Origin of the sequence: Sphingomicrobium lutaoense, from assembly GCF_014195685.1 — a bacterium.
Taxonomy (GTDB): Bacteria; Pseudomonadota; Alphaproteobacteria; order Sphingomonadales; family Sphingomonadaceae; genus Sphingomicrobium; species Sphingomicrobium lutaoense.
In genome coordinates this window covers 1,534,885-1,553,649 of sequence record NZ_JACICF010000001.1, presented here as the reverse complement: position 1 = coordinate 1,553,649, position 18,765 = coordinate 1,534,885, and the positions used below count along the sequence as shown (strand labels likewise).

The 18,765-nt window shown below is 65.5% G+C and carries 16 protein-coding genes and 1 tRNA gene; 13 read left to right on the top strand and 4 right to left on the bottom strand.

All coding sequences use genetic code 11. The features are described 5' to 3' along the window. Nucleotides 1-44: 44 nt before the first annotated feature. Nucleotides 45-1,889, bottom strand: a complete 1,845-nt coding sequence (locus tag FHS50_RS07800) for an autotransporter domain-containing protein (protein WP_183933756.1) — start codon at nt 1,887-1,889, stop codon at nt 45-47. Nucleotides 1,890-2,095: 206 nt separating this feature from the next. Between FHS50_RS07800 and FHS50_RS07795 the strand changes: the two genes are divergently transcribed. From FHS50_RS07795 to hslU, 6 genes are read left to right on the top strand one after another with little or no spacing between them, the layout of a single operon-like run. After that, entirely contained in the window at nt 2,096-2,686 is a 591-nt protein-coding gene (locus FHS50_RS07795; protein ID WP_183933755.1) for a glycoside hydrolase family 108 protein, read from the top strand. 40 nt (nt 2,687-2,726) lie between these two features. Continuing rightward, complete coding sequence (locus tag FHS50_RS07790; protein ID WP_183933754.1) at nt 2,727-3,140, top strand: holin family protein; 414 nt, start codon at nt 2,727-2,729, stop codon at nt 3,138-3,140. Next, nucleotides 3,137-4,075: an alpha/beta hydrolase gene (locus tag FHS50_RS07785; RefSeq protein ID WP_183933753.1), complete on the top strand. Its 939-nt coding sequence runs from the start codon at nt 3,137-3,139 to the stop codon at nt 4,073-4,075. The genes FHS50_RS07790 and FHS50_RS07785 overlap by 4 nt, the downstream gene beginning before the upstream one ends. Before the next feature lie 58 nt (nt 4,076-4,133). Continuing rightward, a complete protein-coding gene (hslV, locus tag FHS50_RS07780) occupies nt 4,134-4,667 on the top strand; it encodes an ATP-dependent protease subunit HslV (protein ID WP_183933752.1) in 534 nt (177 codons plus the stop codon). Nucleotides 4,668-4,671: 4 nt separating this feature from the next. Continuing rightward, complete coding sequence (locus FHS50_RS07775) at nt 4,672-5,214, top strand: GNAT family N-acetyltransferase (RefSeq protein ID WP_265569252.1); 543 nt, start codon at nt 4,672-4,674, stop codon at nt 5,212-5,214. Between the two features lie 43 nt (nt 5,215-5,257). After that, the gene (hslU, locus tag FHS50_RS07770) at nt 5,258-6,586 is read left to right on the top strand and encodes an ATP-dependent protease ATPase subunit HslU (protein WP_183933751.1); all 1,329 of its coding nucleotides are present in this window, start codon (nt 5,258-5,260) and stop codon (nt 6,584-6,586) included. Here hslU and FHS50_RS07765 read toward each other — a convergent pair. The 3 genes from FHS50_RS07765 to FHS50_RS07755 form a co-directional block, all read right to left on the bottom strand. After that, nucleotides 6,583-7,299, bottom strand: coding sequence for a TIGR02117 family protein (locus tag FHS50_RS07765; protein WP_183933750.1), 717 nt, complete (start codon nt 7,297-7,299; stop codon nt 6,583-6,585). The two genes, hslU and FHS50_RS07765, sit on opposite strands and share 4 nt — an antisense overlap. A gap of 33 nt (nt 7,300-7,332) precedes the next feature. Then, nucleotides 7,333-10,119, bottom strand: coding sequence for a diguanylate cyclase domain-containing protein (locus FHS50_RS07760; protein ID WP_183933749.1), 2,787 nt, complete (start codon nt 10,117-10,119; stop codon nt 7,333-7,335). A 106-nt stretch (nt 10,120-10,225) separates the two neighbouring features. After that, nucleotides 10,226-10,302, bottom strand: a tRNA-Pro gene (locus tag FHS50_RS07755). A 176-nt stretch (nt 10,303-10,478) separates the two neighbouring features. On the opposite strand from FHS50_RS07755, the gene yajC reads away from it, so the two are divergent. From yajC to ligA, 7 genes are read left to right on the top strand one after another with little or no spacing between them, the layout of a single operon-like run. Then, the gene (gene yajC, locus FHS50_RS07750; RefSeq protein ID WP_183933748.1) at nt 10,479-10,823 is read left to right on the top strand and encodes a preprotein translocase subunit YajC; all 345 of its coding nucleotides are present in this window, start codon (nt 10,479-10,481) and stop codon (nt 10,821-10,823) included. Continuing rightward, on the top strand, nt 10,823-12,412 hold the full coding sequence (gene secD, locus FHS50_RS07745) for a protein translocase subunit SecD (RefSeq protein ID WP_183933747.1): 1,590 nt from the start codon (nt 10,823-10,825) through the stop codon (nt 12,410-12,412). Before yajC ends, secD begins: the two co-directional genes overlap by 1 nt. 16 nt (nt 12,413-12,428) lie before the next feature. After that, entirely contained in the window at nt 12,429-13,394 is a 966-nt protein-coding gene (gene secF / locus FHS50_RS07740; RefSeq protein ID WP_183933746.1) for a protein translocase subunit SecF, read from the top strand. A 45-nt stretch (nt 13,395-13,439) separates the two neighbouring features. After that, nucleotides 13,440-14,237, top strand: coding sequence for an outer membrane protein assembly factor BamD (locus FHS50_RS07735; protein ID WP_183933745.1), 798 nt, complete (start codon nt 13,440-13,442; stop codon nt 14,235-14,237). A gap of 19 nt (nt 14,238-14,256) precedes the next feature. After that, nucleotides 14,257-15,909, top strand: coding sequence for a DNA repair protein RecN (gene recN, locus FHS50_RS07730; protein WP_183933744.1), 1,653 nt, complete (start codon nt 14,257-14,259; stop codon nt 15,907-15,909). After that, nucleotides 15,906-16,625 (top strand): dienelactone hydrolase family protein, encoded by a 720-nt coding sequence (locus FHS50_RS07725; RefSeq protein WP_183933743.1) that lies wholly within the window; start codon nt 15,906-15,908, stop codon nt 16,623-16,625. Before recN ends, FHS50_RS07725 begins: the two co-directional genes overlap by 4 nt. 44 nt (nt 16,626-16,669) lie before the next feature. Then, on the top strand, nt 16,670-18,664 hold the full coding sequence (ligA, locus tag FHS50_RS07720; RefSeq protein ID WP_183933947.1) for an NAD-dependent DNA ligase LigA: 1,995 nt from the start codon (nt 16,670-16,672) through the stop codon (nt 18,662-18,664). The last annotated feature ends 101 nt before the right edge of the window (nt 18,665-18,765 follow it).

Sequence of the window (18,765 nt, the reverse complement as noted above, 5' to 3'; positions counted from 1 at the left end):
GCGCAGCCTGGCCGCGCGCCGCCCATTCTTGCCTTTGTGGCTCGTCAGAAGCCGAGCGAGAAAGCGACGTTGGCCGCGGTCTCGTTGCCGTCGTCCTTGCTCACCGTCGTGGTCGCCGACACGTCGAGGCGAAGCGCGGTAGCAATCTGCGCCGAGAAGCCGCCGGCGATCCGGCCATAGATGCTGTCGTCGGGCTCGCCCACGTCCCAGCTGTTGACGATCTCGGGGCTCGAGGTCTGGCTGAAACGGAAGATGCGTCCGTCGCCGTCGAGTTCCTTTTCGAGAAGCACCGCCGCATAGGGACGCAGCTGCACGCCATTGCCGCCGAAATCGCCGCGCAGTTCGGCACCGACCGAACCGCGAAGCGAGGAATGTTCGATATCCTCGACAATGAGGTTGAGCGCGTCGTCACCGCTTTCGGTGTAGCCATCGACATCGACGCTTGCATAGTCGAGCGCGATGACCGGGCCGAGGCGGACCTTCCCGACATTGGCGAGATAGCCGATCTTGGCGCCGGCCACCATGTGATCGCCGTCGAAATCGGCTTCGCGTTCGAGCGCTTCGACCTGCTCGACGCCTTCGCGTTCCATTTCATGGTCGTCGCTGCCAAAACCGCCATAGGCCTGCGCGAACAAGGGGCCGATGGCGAAGCTGCCGAAGGCGCCGATCTGGATGCTCGTCGCTTCGGCATCGGCCGAACCGCCGACATAATGGGCCTGCGGCATCGAGTAGCGTCCGACGAGGCCGAGCGTGCCGTTGCCGAACCCATATTCGAGCCCGCCCGAGACGCCGACGCTGCGGATCTCCATCGGATCCTGCGTCATCGTGATGTTGGTGTTGCGGCTGTAGCCGTCGCCCCCGAGGAACAGCTTCAGGCCCTCGGCCATGTCGCCATCACGCGGCGCGCCGACATCGGCGCGGTTGGTGAGTACCCGGCCGAAGGCGCGGGCATTGTCCATCGCCATTTCCGAAGAAGCGGCGAGCGTCAGCGGCGCCTCGAGCTGCTTGGCGACATATTTGCCGACGATGTCGAAGCCCCGGCTGGTGAGGTGGAGCTGGTCGAAATAGAAGAGATACTGGTTCGCGGTGGTCTGCGAGATGATGCAGGTCGTGTCGGGCGGGCACGCCTCGCCGACCAGACCGAAGGCCGCGAGATTGGCGTTGACGGCATCGCCGACCGCGTTGAGGTCGAGATAATGCACCATCACCCCATTGGCCGCATAACCCGCCAGCGTCTGGCGCATGTCGGCGAGGAAGGCGGTCGAATAGGCGTTGCGGACCTCGAAGGCGTCGGGATCGGGATCGAAGGCGACTTCGGGGATGAAAGCGGTGTTGCCGGCAAGGAAACTGATGTTGCGCGCGCCGGCATTGACGAGGAGGTCGAGGCCCGCCGCGGCTTGTGCGGCGGATAGCTGGCCGGCGGCGGTGGCGCCGGCGAGGGTGCCGCCGTTCTGCTGGTAGAAGCGGGCGTCGTTGCCGCCGATCGAGATGGCGAGGAGATCGTTGGGGTCGAAGCTGCCCGAGACGGTGGGGAAGACCCCGCCGCCGCCGCCGAGGAAGGCGCCATATTCGGTCTGGAAGCCCAGGGGCGGGCCGTTGGTGTTGCGATTGTCGGTGAGGGCGCCGCCGATCGCGAAATTGTCGATCGGCACGTCGAGGAGGGCGCCGAGCGTGTCGATATAGTTGGAACCGCCCGAGAAGCGGCCGGAGGTATAGGCGCCCGTGGAAATCGGATCGATGCCGACCAGGGCGAAGAAATTGCCATCGTCGGCATAGCTGTCGCCGAAAGCGACGATGCGATCGACGCGCTGCGCCGAGGCCTGCGCGGGCAAGGCCAGCATGGCCGCGCCGGCTAGCAGGCTGCCGGCAAGAAGACGTGTCCTGGTCATATTCTCTCTCCTGATTGCCGTCTTGCCGACGGCCCAACCTTTTGCGCCGCCATTCTTGCCTCGCCCGGCATGGCAACACAAGTGACGCAAAAGCCACAACTGACGCGGGTGTCAGTAAACGGCAAATGGATAACTGGATAAAAATGCTGTCCTACAAGTAACCGATATGGTTACAAGCGCTGCGACTCGGGAAGGCGGAGGACAAGATGAAGAAGCGGGATTTGGGGACCAGCGCCTCGGGCGAGGTGCTGGCGGAGGGATTGATCGAGGCAGTGATCGAGCGCGAGGGAGGCTATGTCGACCATCCCGCCGACCGCGGCGGGCCGACGCGCTTTGGCATCACGCAGGCGGTCGCGCGACAGCATGGATGGACCGAAGCGATGCGCGACTTTCCGCGCAGCGAAGCGGTGGCCATCTACAAGCGGTTGTTCTGGCTGCGTCCGCGGCTCGACCAGGTTGCCAGGCGCGTGCCGCGCATCGCCGCCGAACTGTTCGACACCGGGGTCAACATGGGACCCGGCGTGGCGGTGACCTTTCTCCAGCGCGCGCTCACCGCGCTCAACCGGCAAGGCAAGGATTATCCCGACCTGACCCCCGACGGGCGGATCGGGCCGCGCACGCTGGAAGCGCTCGACGGCTATCTTGCCGCGCGCGGCGAGAAAGGCGGGGAGACCGTGCTGTTGCGCGCGCTCGAGGCCCTGCAGGGCGAGCGCTACCTGAGGCTCGCCGAGCGGCGGCCCGCCAACGAGGCCTTTCTCTACGGCTGGCTGGCCAACCGCCTCGGCGCCCACGCCTGAGCCGGGCCGATCCCATTTCATCAATTGAGGAGAGCGTGACATGACCATCGTCGATGCCCTGATCGGGCCTGTATCCAAATTGCTCGACAAGCTCATTCCCGACAAGGAAGCGCGGGCACGGGCCAAGCTCGAACTGATCGAGTTGCAGGGGCGGCAGGAACTGGAGGAACTCAATCTCCAGCTTTCGGCGATCATTGCCGAAGCCCGGTCGGCCGATTCCTGGACCAGCCGCGCGCGGCCGAGCTTCATGTATGTGATGTATCTCCTCATCCTGTTCACGGTGCCGATGGGCGTGATCAGCGCCTTCGAACCCGAAGTGGCGACGGGAATCTCGACCGGAATGACCGCCTATCTTCGGGGCATTCCCGAGAGCCTCTACGCCCTGTTCGGCACGGGCTACCTCGGCTACACCGCGGCCCGTACCTACGGGAAAGTCAAAGGGGTCGAGAGGTGAGAGACGTGCCCGGCAAGACCTTGCCGACACGCAGCAGCCGGATGAAGCGCCGCGCCCTTCGGGCGGGGCGCAGGCTGCGGATCGGGGGCGAGAAGTTGCTGTGGGGGATGGAGCGCGTCGGCCTCAGCCCGGTGGCGATGCTCGACCTCGGCAGCCGCCTCATGGGCGACAAGGCGCGCCACCTCGTCGCGGGCGCGGCCTATGGCGGCGAAACGCGCCAGCGGCTCGACATCTGGGCACCGCGCGGCGAGCAGAGCGGTCCCTTGCCGGTGGTCCTCTTCTTCTATGGCGGCGGCTGGGTGATGGGCGAGCGTACCGATTTCGCATTCGTCGGCCGCGCGCTGGCAGCGGCGGGATTCCTCGCCGTGATGGCCGATTACCGCCTCGCGCCCGGCAGCCGCTTTCCCGATTTCATCGAGGATGGCGCACTGGCGATGAAATGGGTCCGCAACCATGTCGCGGGGATGGGCGGCGATCCCGACCGCATCGCGGTCGCCGGGCACAGCGCGGGGGGGCATCTGGCCGCGCTGCTCGCGCTCGATCCGCGCTACCTGCGCTCGGTCGGGCTCGACGAGCGGGTGATCCGCGCGACGGTGCTATTGTCGGCGCCCACCGATTTCCTGCCCTTCGTCGATCCGCGCGCGAAGAAGGCCCTGGGCCAATGGCCGCGGCCCGAGGAAACCCAGCCGATCACCTATGCGCGCGGCGACGCGCCGCCGATACTGCTGATTCACGGGACCAGCGACATCATCGTGCGCGCGCGCAATTCGCAGGTGCTGGCGCGGGCCATCGAGGATCAGGGCGGCAAGGTCGAACTCATCCTCTATCGCGGCGCGAGCCATTCGGACCCGATCAAGGGGTTCAGCCCCCTGTTCCGGCGCGGCAACCGAACGCTAACCGACGTGACCGGCTTCCTGAAGCGCAGGCTGGCCTGACTTGCGCCCTGCGCTGCTTGTGCCCACATGAGGGGCCAAGGCACAGCGGAGAGGCAGATTGGAACAGTTTCACGGCACCACGATCCTCGGAGTGAAGAAGGGCGGCACCACGGTCATCGCGGGTGACGGGCAGGTGAGCCTTGGCAACACGGTGATCAAGCCCAATGCGACCAAGGTGCGCAGGCTGGGCAAGGACGGCAATGTCATCGGCGGCTTCGCCGGGGCGACCGCCGATGCCTTCACCCTGTTCGAGCGGCTCGAGAAAAAACTCGAGGCGCATTCGGGCAAATTGCTCCGCGCCGCGGTCGAACTGGCCAAGGACTGGCGCACCGACAAATATCTGCGCAACCTGGAAGCGATGATGATCGTGGCCGATGCCGACAGCCTGCTGGTCATTACCGGCAATGGCGACGTGCTCGAGCCCGAGGGCGGGATCACCGCGATCGGATCGGGTGGCAATTATGCGCTCGCCGCCGCGCGCGCGCTCGACGAATATGAAGCCGATCCAGAGAAGCTGGCGCGGCGCGCGATGGCGATCGCCGCCGAAGTCTGTGTCTTCACCAACGACCGGCTGACGATCGAAACGGTCTGAGCCTGTGTCGCGGGGCTTCACCGACCGGCTCGCGACCCGAGAGGACCTGCCCGCGCTGCACGCGCTGATGGAAGCGTCAATCGACCGGCTGCAGTCGGAATTTCTCGACCCCGCCCAGGTCGCGGCGAGCCACGAGGTCATGGGGCTCGACCGCCAGCTCATCGACGACGGTACCTATATCTGCCTGTTCGACGGGGAAATGCTCGTCGGCTGCGGGGGATGGAGCGGCCGCAAGACCCTGTTCGGGGGCGATCACAGCCTCGCGCAGCGCGCTCCCGAGCGGCTCGATCCTTCCACCGAGGCGGCGCGCATCCGTGCCATGTACACTCATCCCGACCATGTCCGTCGCGGGGTGGGGCAGGCGATCCTCGACCTTGCCGAGCGAGCGGCAAAGGCCGCCGGTTTCCGGCGCGCCGAGCTGATGTCCACGCTGGCAGGGGAGCCCTTCTACGCCCGAGCAGGCTATCGCGAAGTCGAGCGCAGCGGTCATCGGGGGAGCAATGGCTCCTTCGTGCCGCTGATCCTGATGGAGAAGCCGCTTTCCTGAGCGCGGCTTGAAGCCTTGGCCCGCGCGCCCCACCTTCCGGGGCATGAACCAGGATTTCCAGATCGTCCGCGACGGCGCGGACCCGCTTACCCCCAAGGCCATCGTGGCGGCGCTCGACGAGCATATCGTGGGGCAGAAGGACGCCAAGAAGGCAGTCGCCGTGGCGCTTCGCAACCGCTGGCGTCGCCAGCAATTGTCCGATGAACTCAAGGCCGAGGTCACCCCCAAGAATATCCTGATGATCGGGCCCACCGGCTGCGGCAAGACCGAGATCTCGCGCCGTCTCGCCAAGCTGGCGCAGGCGCCCTTCGTCAAGGTCGAGGCGACCAAGTTCACCGAGGTCGGATATGTCGGGCGCGATGTCGAGCAGATCGCCCGCGACCTCGTCGAGGACGCAGTGCGACTCGAACGCGGACGGCGCCGCGAAAAGGTGCGCGCCGCCGCCGAGGAAGCCGCGATCGAGCGGCTGCTCGATGCGCTCACCGGCAAGGGGTCGAGCGAAGCCACGCGACAGAGTTTCCTTCGCCGTCTCGAGGATGGCAGCCTCGACGAGGCCGAAGTCGAGATCGACGTCACCGAGCAGCCCGCCATGCCCTTCGACATGAATGGCGGCGGGGGCATGGGGATGATCAACCTTGGCGACATGATGCAGAAGCTGGGCGGGGCGGCACCCAAGAAAAGGCGTAAGCTCAAGGTCCGTGCCGCCTTCGACCGGCTGGTCGAGGAAGAGGCCGACAAGCGGCTTGATCCCGACGATGTCAATCGTGCCGCGCTCGAGAATGCCGAGGCCAATGGCATCGTCTTCCTCGACGAGGTCGACAAGATCGCGGTGAGCGACGTGCGCGGCGGATCGGTGAGCCGCGAAGGCGTGCAGCGCGATCTCCTGCCGCTGATCGAGGGAACCACGGTCGCGACCAAATATGGGCCGATCAAGACCGACCATATCCTGTTCATCGCGAGCGGCGCCTTCCATGTCGCCAAGCCGAGCGACATGCTTCCCGAACTGCAGGGCCGCCTGCCGATCCGTGTCGAGCTGCGTGCGCTGACCAAGGACGATTTCGTGCAGATCCTCAAGGATACGCGCGCCAGCCTCACCGAGCAGTATCGTGCGCTGCTGGAGACCGAGGAAGTCACCATCGAATTTGCCGACGACGGGATCGAGGCGCTCGCGAGGATCGCCGCCGAAGTGAACGAGACGGTCGAGAATATCGGTGCGCGCCGCCTCCAGACGGTGATGGAGAAATTGCTCGAGGACATCAGCTTCGAAGCCGAGGAAAAGGCCGGGCAGACGGTGACCATCGATGCCGCCTTCGTCGAGAAGCAGCTTTCGGGGATTGCCGGCAATACCGACCTGTCGCGCTACGTCCTCTAGTCGAAGGGCAGGGGACGCGTTTCGGGTGGGGGATCGTGGCGCCATGCCAGTCCCTTGGCGAAGGGCGTCCAGAGGCTTGCCTCCACCCCCGCGATGCGCAGCTTGTCATTGACCCACTGGTTGCAGGTGCGGACCGCGTTGAAGGTGCCGCGCCCTTCATAGAAGGCATCGCTGTCCCAATAGCCCGGATGGTCGATGCGCTGTGGGCGACCTTCGCCGTCGAGATCGAAATCGGCGCGGATCGCGCGCGCCAGCCGGCGATATTCCTCGGGGCGCATGAGGATGCGCGAGACCGCGATGCTGGCCGGATCGCCGACCCATTGGACATGCATGATACGCTCGCCCGCGACCAGGGAATTGAGCGCGGTCCCGGCTTTCAGTTCGGCCCAGGTCGGGGTGTCGAGATAGATGCCGCGGTCGCCTGCGCCGATCATCACCCAGGGCGCCCTTGGCTGGAGGCCGGGGTTGCCGAAATCCTGCGGCGGGAAGTCTCCGCGCCAGTCGATCGAGCCCATCGACGCGGGCATGATGATGTCGAGATGGACGCCGTTCGAGGCGATGTAGACGGGGATGCCCCGTTCGGGCTCTTTCCAGTCGCGATTAACGGGAATGGCCGCGCCGAGCAGCGCCGCGACGAAATAGAGCGCGGGCAGCGCGAGCAGGGCGGCGAGCAGGCGGCGGGGCCAGTTTTTCTTTTTCTTCCTGCGGGGCATTGCCCGACACCATGAAGCCTGCCGTCGGGCTTGTCAGCAGGCTTGCGAGGAAATGCGGTTCCGGCCTTCTTCCTTGGCGCGGTAGAGCTGCCGGTCGGCGGCCTCGATCAGCGCGGAGGCGTCCTGTCCCGGCTGGGCGGTGGCGATGCCGATCGAGGCGGTGACCACCGGGCTGTTGGGATTGGCGTCATGTGGAATCGCGCGGGACTCGATTGCGGCGCGAAGCAAGCGCGCGACGCGAGTCGCCGCCGAGAGGCTCGCGCCGGGGAGGAGCACTGCGAATTCCTCTCCGCCGAAGCGGGCGACCATGTCGGTCGAACGGCTGAGATGGGTCGAGAGCGTTTCGGCCACTTCGCGTAGGCAGGTATCGCCTGCCGAATGGCCGTAATGGTCGTTGAACAGCTTGAAATAATCGACGTCGATGAGGAGCAGCGAGAGGCTGCTGTCCTCTTCGCGGAGGGCGCGGTCCATCGCGCGGTCGAAGGCGCGCCGGTTGGCGATGCCGGTAAGCGCGTCCTGATAGGCGAGATCATTGAGCTCGCCGTGCGAATCGCGGAGCTTTTCGTACATTTCCTCGAGGTCGAGGGTGCGTTTGCGGATGAGCTGTTCGAGCTGGTGGCCGCGCCGTTCGATGCGGCGGGCGCGCCAGTTGCGGAAGAAAGCGCCGCGCGCCACGCCGCCGGGAACCGCGCCGAGCATGCGGCGGAGCCAAGTCTGGCGGCGGCTGCGGACGCGGAAGCTGTAGAGAGTGACCACCGGGCCTTCGCCGTAGAGCGGGGAGCGCATCTGGGCCTGGAGCGAATAGCGGCCGGGCGGGAGCGAGCTGTAGGCGACGGTGTTGAGCGGGCCCCAGGCCGACCAGTGCGGATCGAAGCCGAGGAGGCGGTAGCGAAGTTCGCACGAGCGTTCGTCGAAGAGCCAACCGGTCGCGAAGTCGAATTCGACGCGCCAGCGGCCGGTGTCGGCCTTGTGGCGGCCGGTCGAGCCGATGGGTTCGGTGCCGCCCGACCAGCGCTGGTCGTAGAGGCGGGGCTCGGGGCGGTCCTCGCGGTCGAGCTTGCCGAGCTTGACCTTGGCGAGGCCCGAGGAAAGCCCGCAGTAGAGCGCGCCGTCGGGAGCTTTCACCAGTGCGCGGCTGGTGGTGAATTCCCAGTCGCTTCCGGCCGAATCGTCGATGAGGCGGAGAAGCTGTTCGCCGCTAGCCGGGTCATATTCGACAAGGCCGCGGGTCGAGCCCGCGAACAGGCGGTCGCCCTCGAGGACGAGCAGCGCCCAGGCGCAGATCGGTTCGGCAGTCTCGACGATGGTGGCGGGTGCGGCGCCCGGGTCGATGCGCGAGATGCGGTTGTCATGCGCGATGAAGATGCGGTGCTGGTCATCCTCGACGATGGCATAGGCATTGCAATCGTCGGGCATGTCGGGACCCGCGATGGAGCGCAATTCGCCCGCTTCGTAAATCCAGACGCCGCGCCCGAGGCAGGCGATCCAGATGCGGTTCGCATGGTCGCGGAAGAGCGAATAGACATAGCCGAGGCTGTTGCCCTCCTCGTCGAGCAGTTCGCGCGCGCCTTCGTCGGTGAGGAGCGTGAGGCCCGCGGTCGAGCCGATCAGCAGTCCTTCGTCGAGTTCGAGAAGTGCGCGGCAGGGAGCGGCGAGAAAGGGCGAGGGGGCGTGCGGTTGGGGTTGGCCGGGGCCGACCTTCCATAAGCCGTCGTCGCTGGCGGCATAGCGGATGCCCGCACGGGTCTGGATGAGGTCCCAAATGCGCGCGCCCTTGAGCAGGTGGCACCCTTCGGGCGTGAGAAGGCCATTGGTGCCGCCGATCGCGCTGCCCGCAGGAAGCGAGGACAGGCACAGGACCGATCCGATCGGCATATCGTCATGATAGGTGACGAGGCGGCGCGAGGCGCCGATGCGCGCGATCCCGCCGCTTTCGGTCGAGACCCAGATATTGCCCCAGCCGTCGGCGCGCATGTCGTTGATGTCGGCATTGTCGAGGATGGTCGCGGCGCGGGCATAACCCTCGCCCTTGGGCCGGAAATGCAGGAGCTTTCGCTCGGAGGCGATGAAGATGTCCTTGCCATCGCCGCACAGGGCGGTGACGCGCCCGCTGCCGGCGTGGATCGCCTTGAGGTGACCGTCGGGGGCGATGATCGCGAAGCCGCGGCGCCCGCCGACGAGAATCGCATGATCGCGCAAGGCGACGCAGCGGCGCACCGGCCCGATCGCGCCAAGGCCCGGCGAGACAATCGGAGTGGCTTCGCCGTCCGAAAGGATCGCCAAACCTTCGTTGCCAAGAGCGAGCACGAGCCCGTGATCGCCGAGCGAGCAGATGTCGTGGATCGTCGAATCGGCAAGGGGAGTGATCGCGGTCCAGTCCTCGCCGTCGCGCATGAACAGGTCCGAGGGGCCGAGCGCATACATCTGGTCGCCGCACAAGGCGATGCGGTCGATGACGCCGACCGGATGCCAGCTGCGCGAAACGGGAGTGGGCTCGACCGGGTCGAAGGATTGGAGACCGCGGTCCGAACCCACCCACAACAGGCCGTCCTGGTCCACCGCAAGAGCGCGCAACCCATGGCATTCGAGACCTGCCGGGCGAGCGAACATATTGACGCGCACCCCGTCGTAGCGCGCGAGCCCCGAGGAGGTGGCTGCCCAGAGGCTGCCTTCATGGTCGATGCAGCATTCGTGGACCTGCGCCGAACCCAGCCCTTCGCGCCGCCCGATCCACGACAAAGGCATGCGCCCGCCGCGAATCAGTTCGGGGCGGAGCGCCGGGCGCTCGGCGATGGGTGACAGGGTTTCGGCGCTCGTCATCGGCAGGGTCTTGTCGGCATGACGCTGCAATAGCGCGGCAGGGTTAACAAGCCCTTCATTCGGTTCCGAGCATTCAATCCGATCCGGACTTAGTCCGGAAGGAAAATGGTCGGGGAGACAGGATTCGAACCTGCGACCCCCACACCCCCAGTGTGATGCGCTACCAGGCTGCGCTACTCCCCGACCGTGCCGGACGCTTATGGGCGGCCCGACAGGCTGCGCCCTCTAGCCATTGCGCGAGCGGCTTGCAAGCACCACATGCTTGCCCCTTCGGGGGCGGGCGTGATAGGCGGCGTGCCAATTCACCAACGACCTGTCATCCTGCCCCCGGTTGGAAGACCCTTATCCAAGAGACATTCATGACCTTTTCGACCCTTACTGCCCTGCTTCTCGCGGCTGCGGCGCCTTCGTCGGGTGCCGCGGGCTTTTTCGTCCAGATGTTTCCGCTGCTGCTGATTTTCGTCATCTTCTGGTTCCTGCTCATTCGCCCGCAACAGAAGCGGATGAAGGAGCACCAGGCGCTGATCGCGGCGGTGAAGAAGAACGACCGCGTGGTCACCGGCGGTGGCCTCATCGGCAAGGTGACCAAGGTGAGCGACGATGAAGTCGAGGTCGAACTGGCGACCGGGGTCAAGGTCAAGGCGGTCAAGTCCACCCTGACCACCGTCCTCGATCCCAAGGCCGGCAAGCCGGCGAACGACTGATGCTCGACTTTCCGCGCTGGAAGATCCTGTCGATCTGGGGGATCATCATCCTCGGCATCATCCTGGCGATTCCGAGCCTGCTTCCCGAGGAAAAGGTCGAGGCCTATCCCGACTTCCTGCCTTCGGCGCGAATCAATCTCGGCCTCGACCTTGCGGGCGGTAGCTATCTGCTTCTCGAAGCCGATGCCGAAGACCTGACCAAGCAGCGTTTCCAGCAGATGGAAGACGCGGTCCAGACCGAGATGCGAGGCGAACCGCGCATCCGGATCGGCGAGATCTCGACGCGCGGCGGGCGCGTTTCCTTCATGGTGCGCGATGCGAGCCAGGTCGACGATGCGGTCGAACGGATGCGCCGCGTGACCCAGCCCGTGGGCCTCACCGGCGCGCGCGACTGGAACGTGCAGGTGATGGATTCGACCCGCATCGTCCTGACGCCTTCCGATGCGGGCAACGAGGAAGCGCTGCAGAATGCGGTGACGGTGGCGCGCGACGTGGTGCGCAAGCGTATCGACCCGCAGGGCACCAAGGAAATCACCGTGCGCACGCAGGGTTCGAACCGCGTGCTGGTGCAGGTTCCGGGGGTCGAGAATCCCGAGGAACTGAAGGACCTTATCGGCAAGACCGCGCGGCTCGAGTTCAAGCTCTTGTGCGAGAATGCCGATCAGGTGCAGCTGGCGCAGGGCATCGCCCCCATCGGTTGCGAAATCCTGCCGATGGAAGACGGTTCGGGGACCATCGCTCTCCAGCGCCGCGTCATCGTGTCGGGCGACCAGCTGATCAGCGCCAACCAGAGCTTTGACGAGAATGGCGCGCCCGCCATCGCCTTCCGCTTCAACAGCATCGGCGCGCAGCGCTTCGGCCGGACGACGCAGGAAAATGTCGGCAAGCAATTCGCCATCATCCTCGACGGGCAGGTGCTGTCGGCGCCGACGATCATTTCGCCGATTCTCGGCGGCAACGGACAGATCACGGGCAATTTCACCGTCGAGAGCGCCAATGCGCTTGCCATCGCCCTGTCCTCGGGCAAGCTGCCGGTGAAACTGGACGTGGTCGAAGAACGCAGCGTGTCGGGCGAACTGGGACGCGATTCGATCGAAAAAGGCGCGCTTGCCTCGATCGTCGCGACGCTCGCGGTGCTGCTCTACATGATGATGACCTACGGGCGGTTCGGCGTCTATGCCAATGCCGCGCTGATCGTGAACGCCTTCCTCATCCTCGCGGTGATGGCGATCTTCAACGCGACGCTGACCTTGCCCGGCATCGCCGGTTTCGTTCTGACCATCGGTGCGGCGGTCGACGCCAACGTGCTGATCAACGAGCGTATCCGCGAGGAATTGCGGCGCGGACGGCGGATCGTCGATGCCATCGAGCATGGCTATGACGAAGCCAAGACCGCGATTTTCGACGCCAATATCACCAACACCATCGCCGCGGCGCTGATGTTCTGGTTCGGCTCGGGTCCGATCCGCGGGTTCGCCGTGGTGCTTCTCATCGGGATCATCACCTCGGTATGGACCGCGGTGAACTTCACCCGGATGCTCGTGGCGCTATGGGTAAGGGCCAAGCGGCCCAAGACCATCAACATCTGACGGGACGCGATAGATAATGAAACTGATCAAACTCGTTCCCGACAACACCAACATCGACTTCATGCGCTGGCGCAAGATCGCCATCGCGCTGACGATGAGCCTCGCCATCCTCGGCTTCGTCATCACCGGCGTGCGCGGGCTCAACCTCGGCATCGACTTCGTCGGCGGGCAGACCGTGCAGGCCGATTTCGCCGAAGCGGTCGATATCGAGGAGTTGCGCGGCAAGGTGAACCAGCTGGGCGCGGGCGATGCCTCGATCCAGGAATTCGGCGATCCGACCACCTTCCAGATCCGCCTGCCCAAGCCCGACGGGCCCGAGGAAGCCGCCGCGCAGGTGGTGACCGACCTTCGCGCCATGCTGCAGGCCGAATATCCGGGTGTCGAAGTCGGCAGCGGCCAATCGGTGTCGGGCAACGTCTCCGAGGAACTGGCGACCGACGGGGCATTGAGCCTCATCTTCGCCATGCTGGGGATTGCGACCTATATCTGGTTCCGCTTCGAATGGCAGTTCGGGGTGGGCGCGCTGGCGACGCTGTTCCACGATATCGGGCTGTTACTTGCCTTTTTCTCGATCACCCAGTTGCAGGTCGACCTCAACATCGTCGCGGCCTTCCTGACCGTGGTCGGCTATACGCTCAATGACACGGTGGTGATCTACGACCGCATCCGCGAGAATCTGCGCAAGTTTCGCAAGATGGGGATCGTGCCGCTCATCAACCTGTCCTTGAACGAGACGCTGAGCCGCACCATCGCGACCTCGGTGGCGCTGCTTCTGGCGATCGGGGCGCTGCTCATCTTCGGACCCGAAGTCATTTTCGGCCTGACGATCTGCATCTTCCTGGGGCTGTTTATCGGCACCTATTCGTCGATCTACGTGTCGGCGCCGCTGCTCGTCTTCCTCGGGGTGAACCCCGACAGTTTCGTCCATGACGAGGAAGATGTGGCGGGCGCGCGTCCGCAGACCGAGGGCATCGGGGGCTGAACCGCGTTTCATGGCGCCTCTCGATGCTTGGAAAGCGGGGCGCCCATGGCTAAGGATATCCACATGACCAAGACCGTCCGGACCGCTGTCCTCCTTACCGCCGCCACGCTCGGCCTGTCGGCCTGTGCCAACAACCGGCTCGATACCAAGCTCGATACCCAATATGTCGCGCGCGACGTGAACACGCTCTACGCGCTCGCCAAGGATCGCGCTGATCGCGGCCAGTGGAAGCAGGCCGCCGCGCTGTTCCTCGAGGTCGAGCGGCAGCATCCCTATTCGGTGTGGGCCCGCCGGGCGCAGCTGATGGGCGCCTTCGCCCATTACATGAGCAAGGATTATATCGAATCGGTGGGCGCGGCGCAGCGCTTCCTCACCATCCATCCGGGCAACAAGGACGCGCCTTATGCGACCTACATGGTCGCCATGTCCTATTATCAGCAGATCGAGGATATCGAGCGCGACCAGAAAATCACCCAGCAGGCGCGCGATGCCTTCCAGACGCTGGTGCGACGCCATCCCAATACGCGCTATGCCGCCGATGCGCGATTGAAGCTCGATCTCATCAACGATCATCTCGCGGGCAAGGAAATGGAGATCGGCCGTTTCTACCAGCAGCAGCGCAACTGGCTGCCGGCGACGATGCGGTTCCGCAACGTGATCGACAATTACCAGACCACCAGCCATGCGCCCGAGGCGCTGCATCGGCTGGTCGAGAGCTATCTCGCGCTCGGCATCCCCGCCGAGGCGCAGAAGGCCGCGGCGGTGCTGGGCGCCAACTATCCCGAAAGCAAGTGGTACGACCGCAGCTACAAGCTGATCCAGCGGTACGTCCCGCAGGGGTGAGCGCGAGGGGCCCCGGCGCATGCTGAGGCATTTGTCGATCCGCGACGTGGTGCTGGTCGAAAGGCTGGACCTTGAATTCGAAGCCGGGCTTGGCGTCCTGACGGGCGAAACGGGGGCCGGCAAATCCATCCTGCTCGATGCCCTCGGGCTGGCGCTGGGGGCGCGGGCGGACAGCGCGCTCGTTCGATCAGGCGCCGACAAGGCGGAGGCGCGGGCCGAGCTGGAAGTGCCGGCGGGCCATGCGGCCTATGCCATCCTCGAAGAACAGGGCGTGGAGATCGAGCCGGGCGAGCCGATCCTGCTTGCGCGGACGGTCAAAGGCGACGGCGGGAGCCGGGCGCGGGCGTGCGGCACGAGCATCGCGGCGCGGTCGCTGCGCGACCTGGGCTCGGCGTTGGTCGAGATCCATGGCCAGCATGACGATCGCGGACTGCTCGATCCCAAGGGGCATCAGCGCCTGCTCGACGCGTTCGGGCAGATCGATACCGCGCCGGTGGGCGAGGCCTGGACGGCGCTTCGCGCAGCGCAGCGGGCGCATGCCGAGGCCAAGGCCGAAGTCGAGGCCGCCGAGGCGGATCGCGACTTTCTCGACCATGCGGTGGCCGAGCTCGAGCAATTGTCGCCGCGCGAGGGCGAGGAAGCCGAGCTGGCCGATCTGCGGCAACGGATGAAGGACGCGGCGCGGATCGAGGATGACCTCGAGGGGCTCGATCCCCTGTTGTCGGGGGCCGAGGGGGCCTTGTCGCAGATGCGGCAGGCGGCGCGGCGGTTACAGCGGGTGGCGGAAATCCATCCTTCGCTGGCCGAGGCGCTGGCGGCGACCGACCGGGCGATCATCGAGGCCGACAGTGCCGAGGAGAAGATCATCGAGGCGCGGCGCGAATTGGTGCATGACCCCGCCGAACTCGATGCCGCCGAGGAGCGGCTGTTCGCGATCCGGGGATTGGCTCGCAAGCATCGGGTCGAGCCTGACGGGCTGGTGGCGCTCTTGGAAGAAATGCGGGCGAAGCGCGATGCCATCGCGACGGGCGCCGAGCGGCTGGCGGCGCTCGAGAAGGCGATTGGCGAAGCACAGGCTGCCTATGACGAAGCGGCGGCCAAGGTAAGGTCCGAGCGGGGCGAAGCGGCGGCGCGGCTCGATGCGCGGGTGGCGGCGGAGTTGAAGCCATTGAAGCTCGATGCCGCGCGCTTTGCGACGCGGGTTGCCGAAGGCGTGCCGGGGCCGAGCGGAGTGGACGAGGTCAGCTTCACCATCTCGACCAACCCGGGGTCGCCTTTCGGGCCCTTGTCCAAGATTGCGTCGGGCGGGGAATTGTCGCGTTTCATCCTCGCCTTGAAGGTGGCGCTGGCCGAGGTCGGGAGCGCGGGGACGATCATCTTCGACGAGATCGACCGGGGCGTCGGCGGTGCGGTCGCGAGCGCGATCGGCGAGCGGCTGCACCGGCTGGCGAACGACGCTCAGGTGCTGGTGGTGACCCATTCGCCGCAGGTCGCGGCGCGCGCGGCGCATCATTACCGGATCGAGAAAGTGACCGAGGGGGGCGTGACGCGCACCCATGTGCGCAAACTGTCGGCCGAGGAACGGCGAGAGGAAATCGCGCGTATGCTTTCGGGAAGCGACATTACCGACGAAGCCCGCGCACAGGCCGCGAAACTGATGGAGGCAGCATGACCAACCGCAACGAGATCAGCCAGAGCCATGAAGGCAGCGAACTTCGCCACCTCGTGATGGACGACGGGTCGGGGACGGCGCGGCCGGGCGTGGTGATTTTCCCGAGCGTGATGAACCGCGGGCCCGTCGAGGAGGACCATGCGACGCGGCTGGTGGAACTAGGCTATTCGGCGCTGTGCGCGGACACCTTCGGCAGCGATCTCATTGCCACGGGCGACAAGGAGAGGATGTTCGGCGAGATGAACCGGCACCTAGAAAACCGGGGCGGTTACGTGAAGCGCCTCGCGGCGATCCTCGACCTCGCCAAGGAGCATGACAGTTTCGATGGTTCCAAGATCGCGGTGATGGGCTTCTGCTTCGGCGGGCTGTGCACGCTTGACCTTGCGCGGTCGGGCGCCGAATTCGCGGTCGCTGGCAGCTTTCACGGGCTGTTGAAGCCTGCGCCTTTTTCGGGCGAGCATCGCATCACGCCGTCGGTCGCGGTTTTCCATGGCTGGGACGATCCGATGGCGCCGCCCGAGGATGTGGTCGCGCTGGGCAAGGAACTGACGAAAGGGCAATGCGACTGGCAGGTGCACGCCTATGGCAATGTCGGCCATGGCTTCACCAATCCCGATGCGCACCAGATGGAAATCGAGGGGGTGGAATATGACCGCACCGCCGCGATGCGCAGCTGGGACAGCTTTACCGACCTGCTTGCCGAGAAGATGCGCTAGTGGATCCTTCGCGATTGTCGGAAGCCGAAGCCGCCAACCGGCTGATGCGGCTGGCGCGGGAGATTGCCCGGCATGACGCGGCCTACCATGACCGCGACGATCCCGAGATCACCGATGCCGAATATGACGCGCTCGTCGCCGAGAGCAAGGCGATCGAAGAGGCCTTTCCCCATCTCGTACGCGAGGACAGCCCGTCCAGGAAAGTCGGCCATGTGCCGTCCTCGCCCTTGTCCAAGGTTCGCCATGCGCAGGCGATGCTCAGCCTCGACAATGCGTTCAGCGACGAGGAAGTGCGCGAATTCGTAGGGCGGGTGCGGCGTTTCCTGAGCCTCGGCGAGGAAGAGCAAGTCGCGATCACTGCCGAGCCCAAGATCGACGGCCTGTCCTGTTCGCTCCGCTACGAGAAGGGCGAACTGGTGCTGGCGGCGACGCGGGGCGATGGCACGGTGGGCGAGGATGTGACCGCCAATGCGCGGACCATCGCCGATATCCCCGAGCGGCTGGACAAGGTCCCCGACGTGCTCGAGGTGCGCGGCGAGGTCTATATGTCCAAGGAGGATTTCGCATCACTCAACGCGCGGCAGGAGGAAGCAGGCGGCAAGATCTTTGCCAATCCGCGCAATGCCGCCGCGGGCAGTTTCCGCCAGAAGGATGCCAAGGTCACCGCGGCGCGCCCGCTGCGCTTTTTCGCGCATGGCTGGGGCGAAGTGACGAGCGAGCCCGAGCCGACGCAGGCCGGGATGATGCAGTGGATCGCGAGCCTCGGCTTCCCACTCGCCGAGCCGTTCGTTCGCTGTGAAACGGTCGAGGAAGCGCTGGCCATCTACGAGCGGATCGGCAGCGAGCGGGCGGGTCTGCCCTATGATATCGACGGGGTGGTCTACAAGGTCGACCGGCTCGACTGGCAGGCGCGGCTGGGCAAGGTGGCCAAGGCCCCGCGCTGGGCATTGGCGCACAAATTCCCCGCCGAGCAGGCCGAGACCGTCCTCGAGGCGATCGACATCCAAGTCGGGCGGACGGGCAAGCTGACCCCGGTGGGGCGGCTTCAGCCGGTAGGCGTGGGGGGCGTGATCGTTTCCAATGTCACGCTGCACAATCGCGACGAGATCGAGCGGCTGGGACTGCGCGTCGGAGACCGGGTGCGCATCCAGCGCGCGGGCGATGTCATTCCGCAGGTGGTGGAAAATCTTACTCGCGAGGAAAAGCGGCCCGCCTATGTCTTTCCCGACCATTGCCCCGAATGCGGTTCCGAAGCGGTCGCCGAGGAAGGCGAAGTCGATGTGCGCTGCACCGGAGGCCTTATTTGCCCCGCGCAACGTTTCGAACGACTGAAACATTTCGTGTCGCGTGGAGCGATGGATATCGACGGTTTGGGCGCCAAGAGCCTCGAGGAATTCCTTGACCTCGGCTGGGTGAAGAAACCCTCGGACATCTTCACATTGAAGGAGCATCGCGCCGACCTTCTGAAGCGCGAGGGCTGGCAGGAAAAGTCGGTCGACAATCTCCTCGCCGCGATCGAAGCGCGCAAGGGGTTCGATCCGGCGCGTTTCCTGTTCGGGCTGGGCATCCGCCATGTCGGCGCGGTGACCGCGAAGGACCTGATGAAGGCATTCGGGTCGGTTGCGGCGCTGGAAATGGTCGCGCGCTCGGACGATGCGCTGGCACAATTGTCGGCGGTGGACGGCGTGGGCGAAGTGGTCGCGCAGGCGATCGTGGATTTCTTCCACGAGGAGCATAATCGCGACGAGGTGGCGCGGCTTCTCGAGCGGGCGCGGCCTGCCGATTATGTCAGCGATGTCATCGAAACGGCGTGGAGCGGCAAGACGATCGTCTTTACCGGTAAATTGGAAGCGGTGAGCCGCGATGAAGCCAAGGCGCAGGCCGAACGGATGGGTGCCAAGGCGGCGGGATCGGTGTCGAAGAAAACCGACCTGCTGGTCGCGGGGCCGGGTGCGGGGTCGAAGCTCAAGAAAGCCGAGGAGCTGGGTGTGCCGGTGATGAGCGAGGAAGAATGGCTGGCCGAGGTGGCGAAGGCTTAGTCACCGATGCAGGTATCGCACATCGGAAAAACCGAAGTGCTGTTCCCTTCGTTGATACCAAATCTGCATCCGCAGTGCATGCACTCATAAGGTTTGGCAGA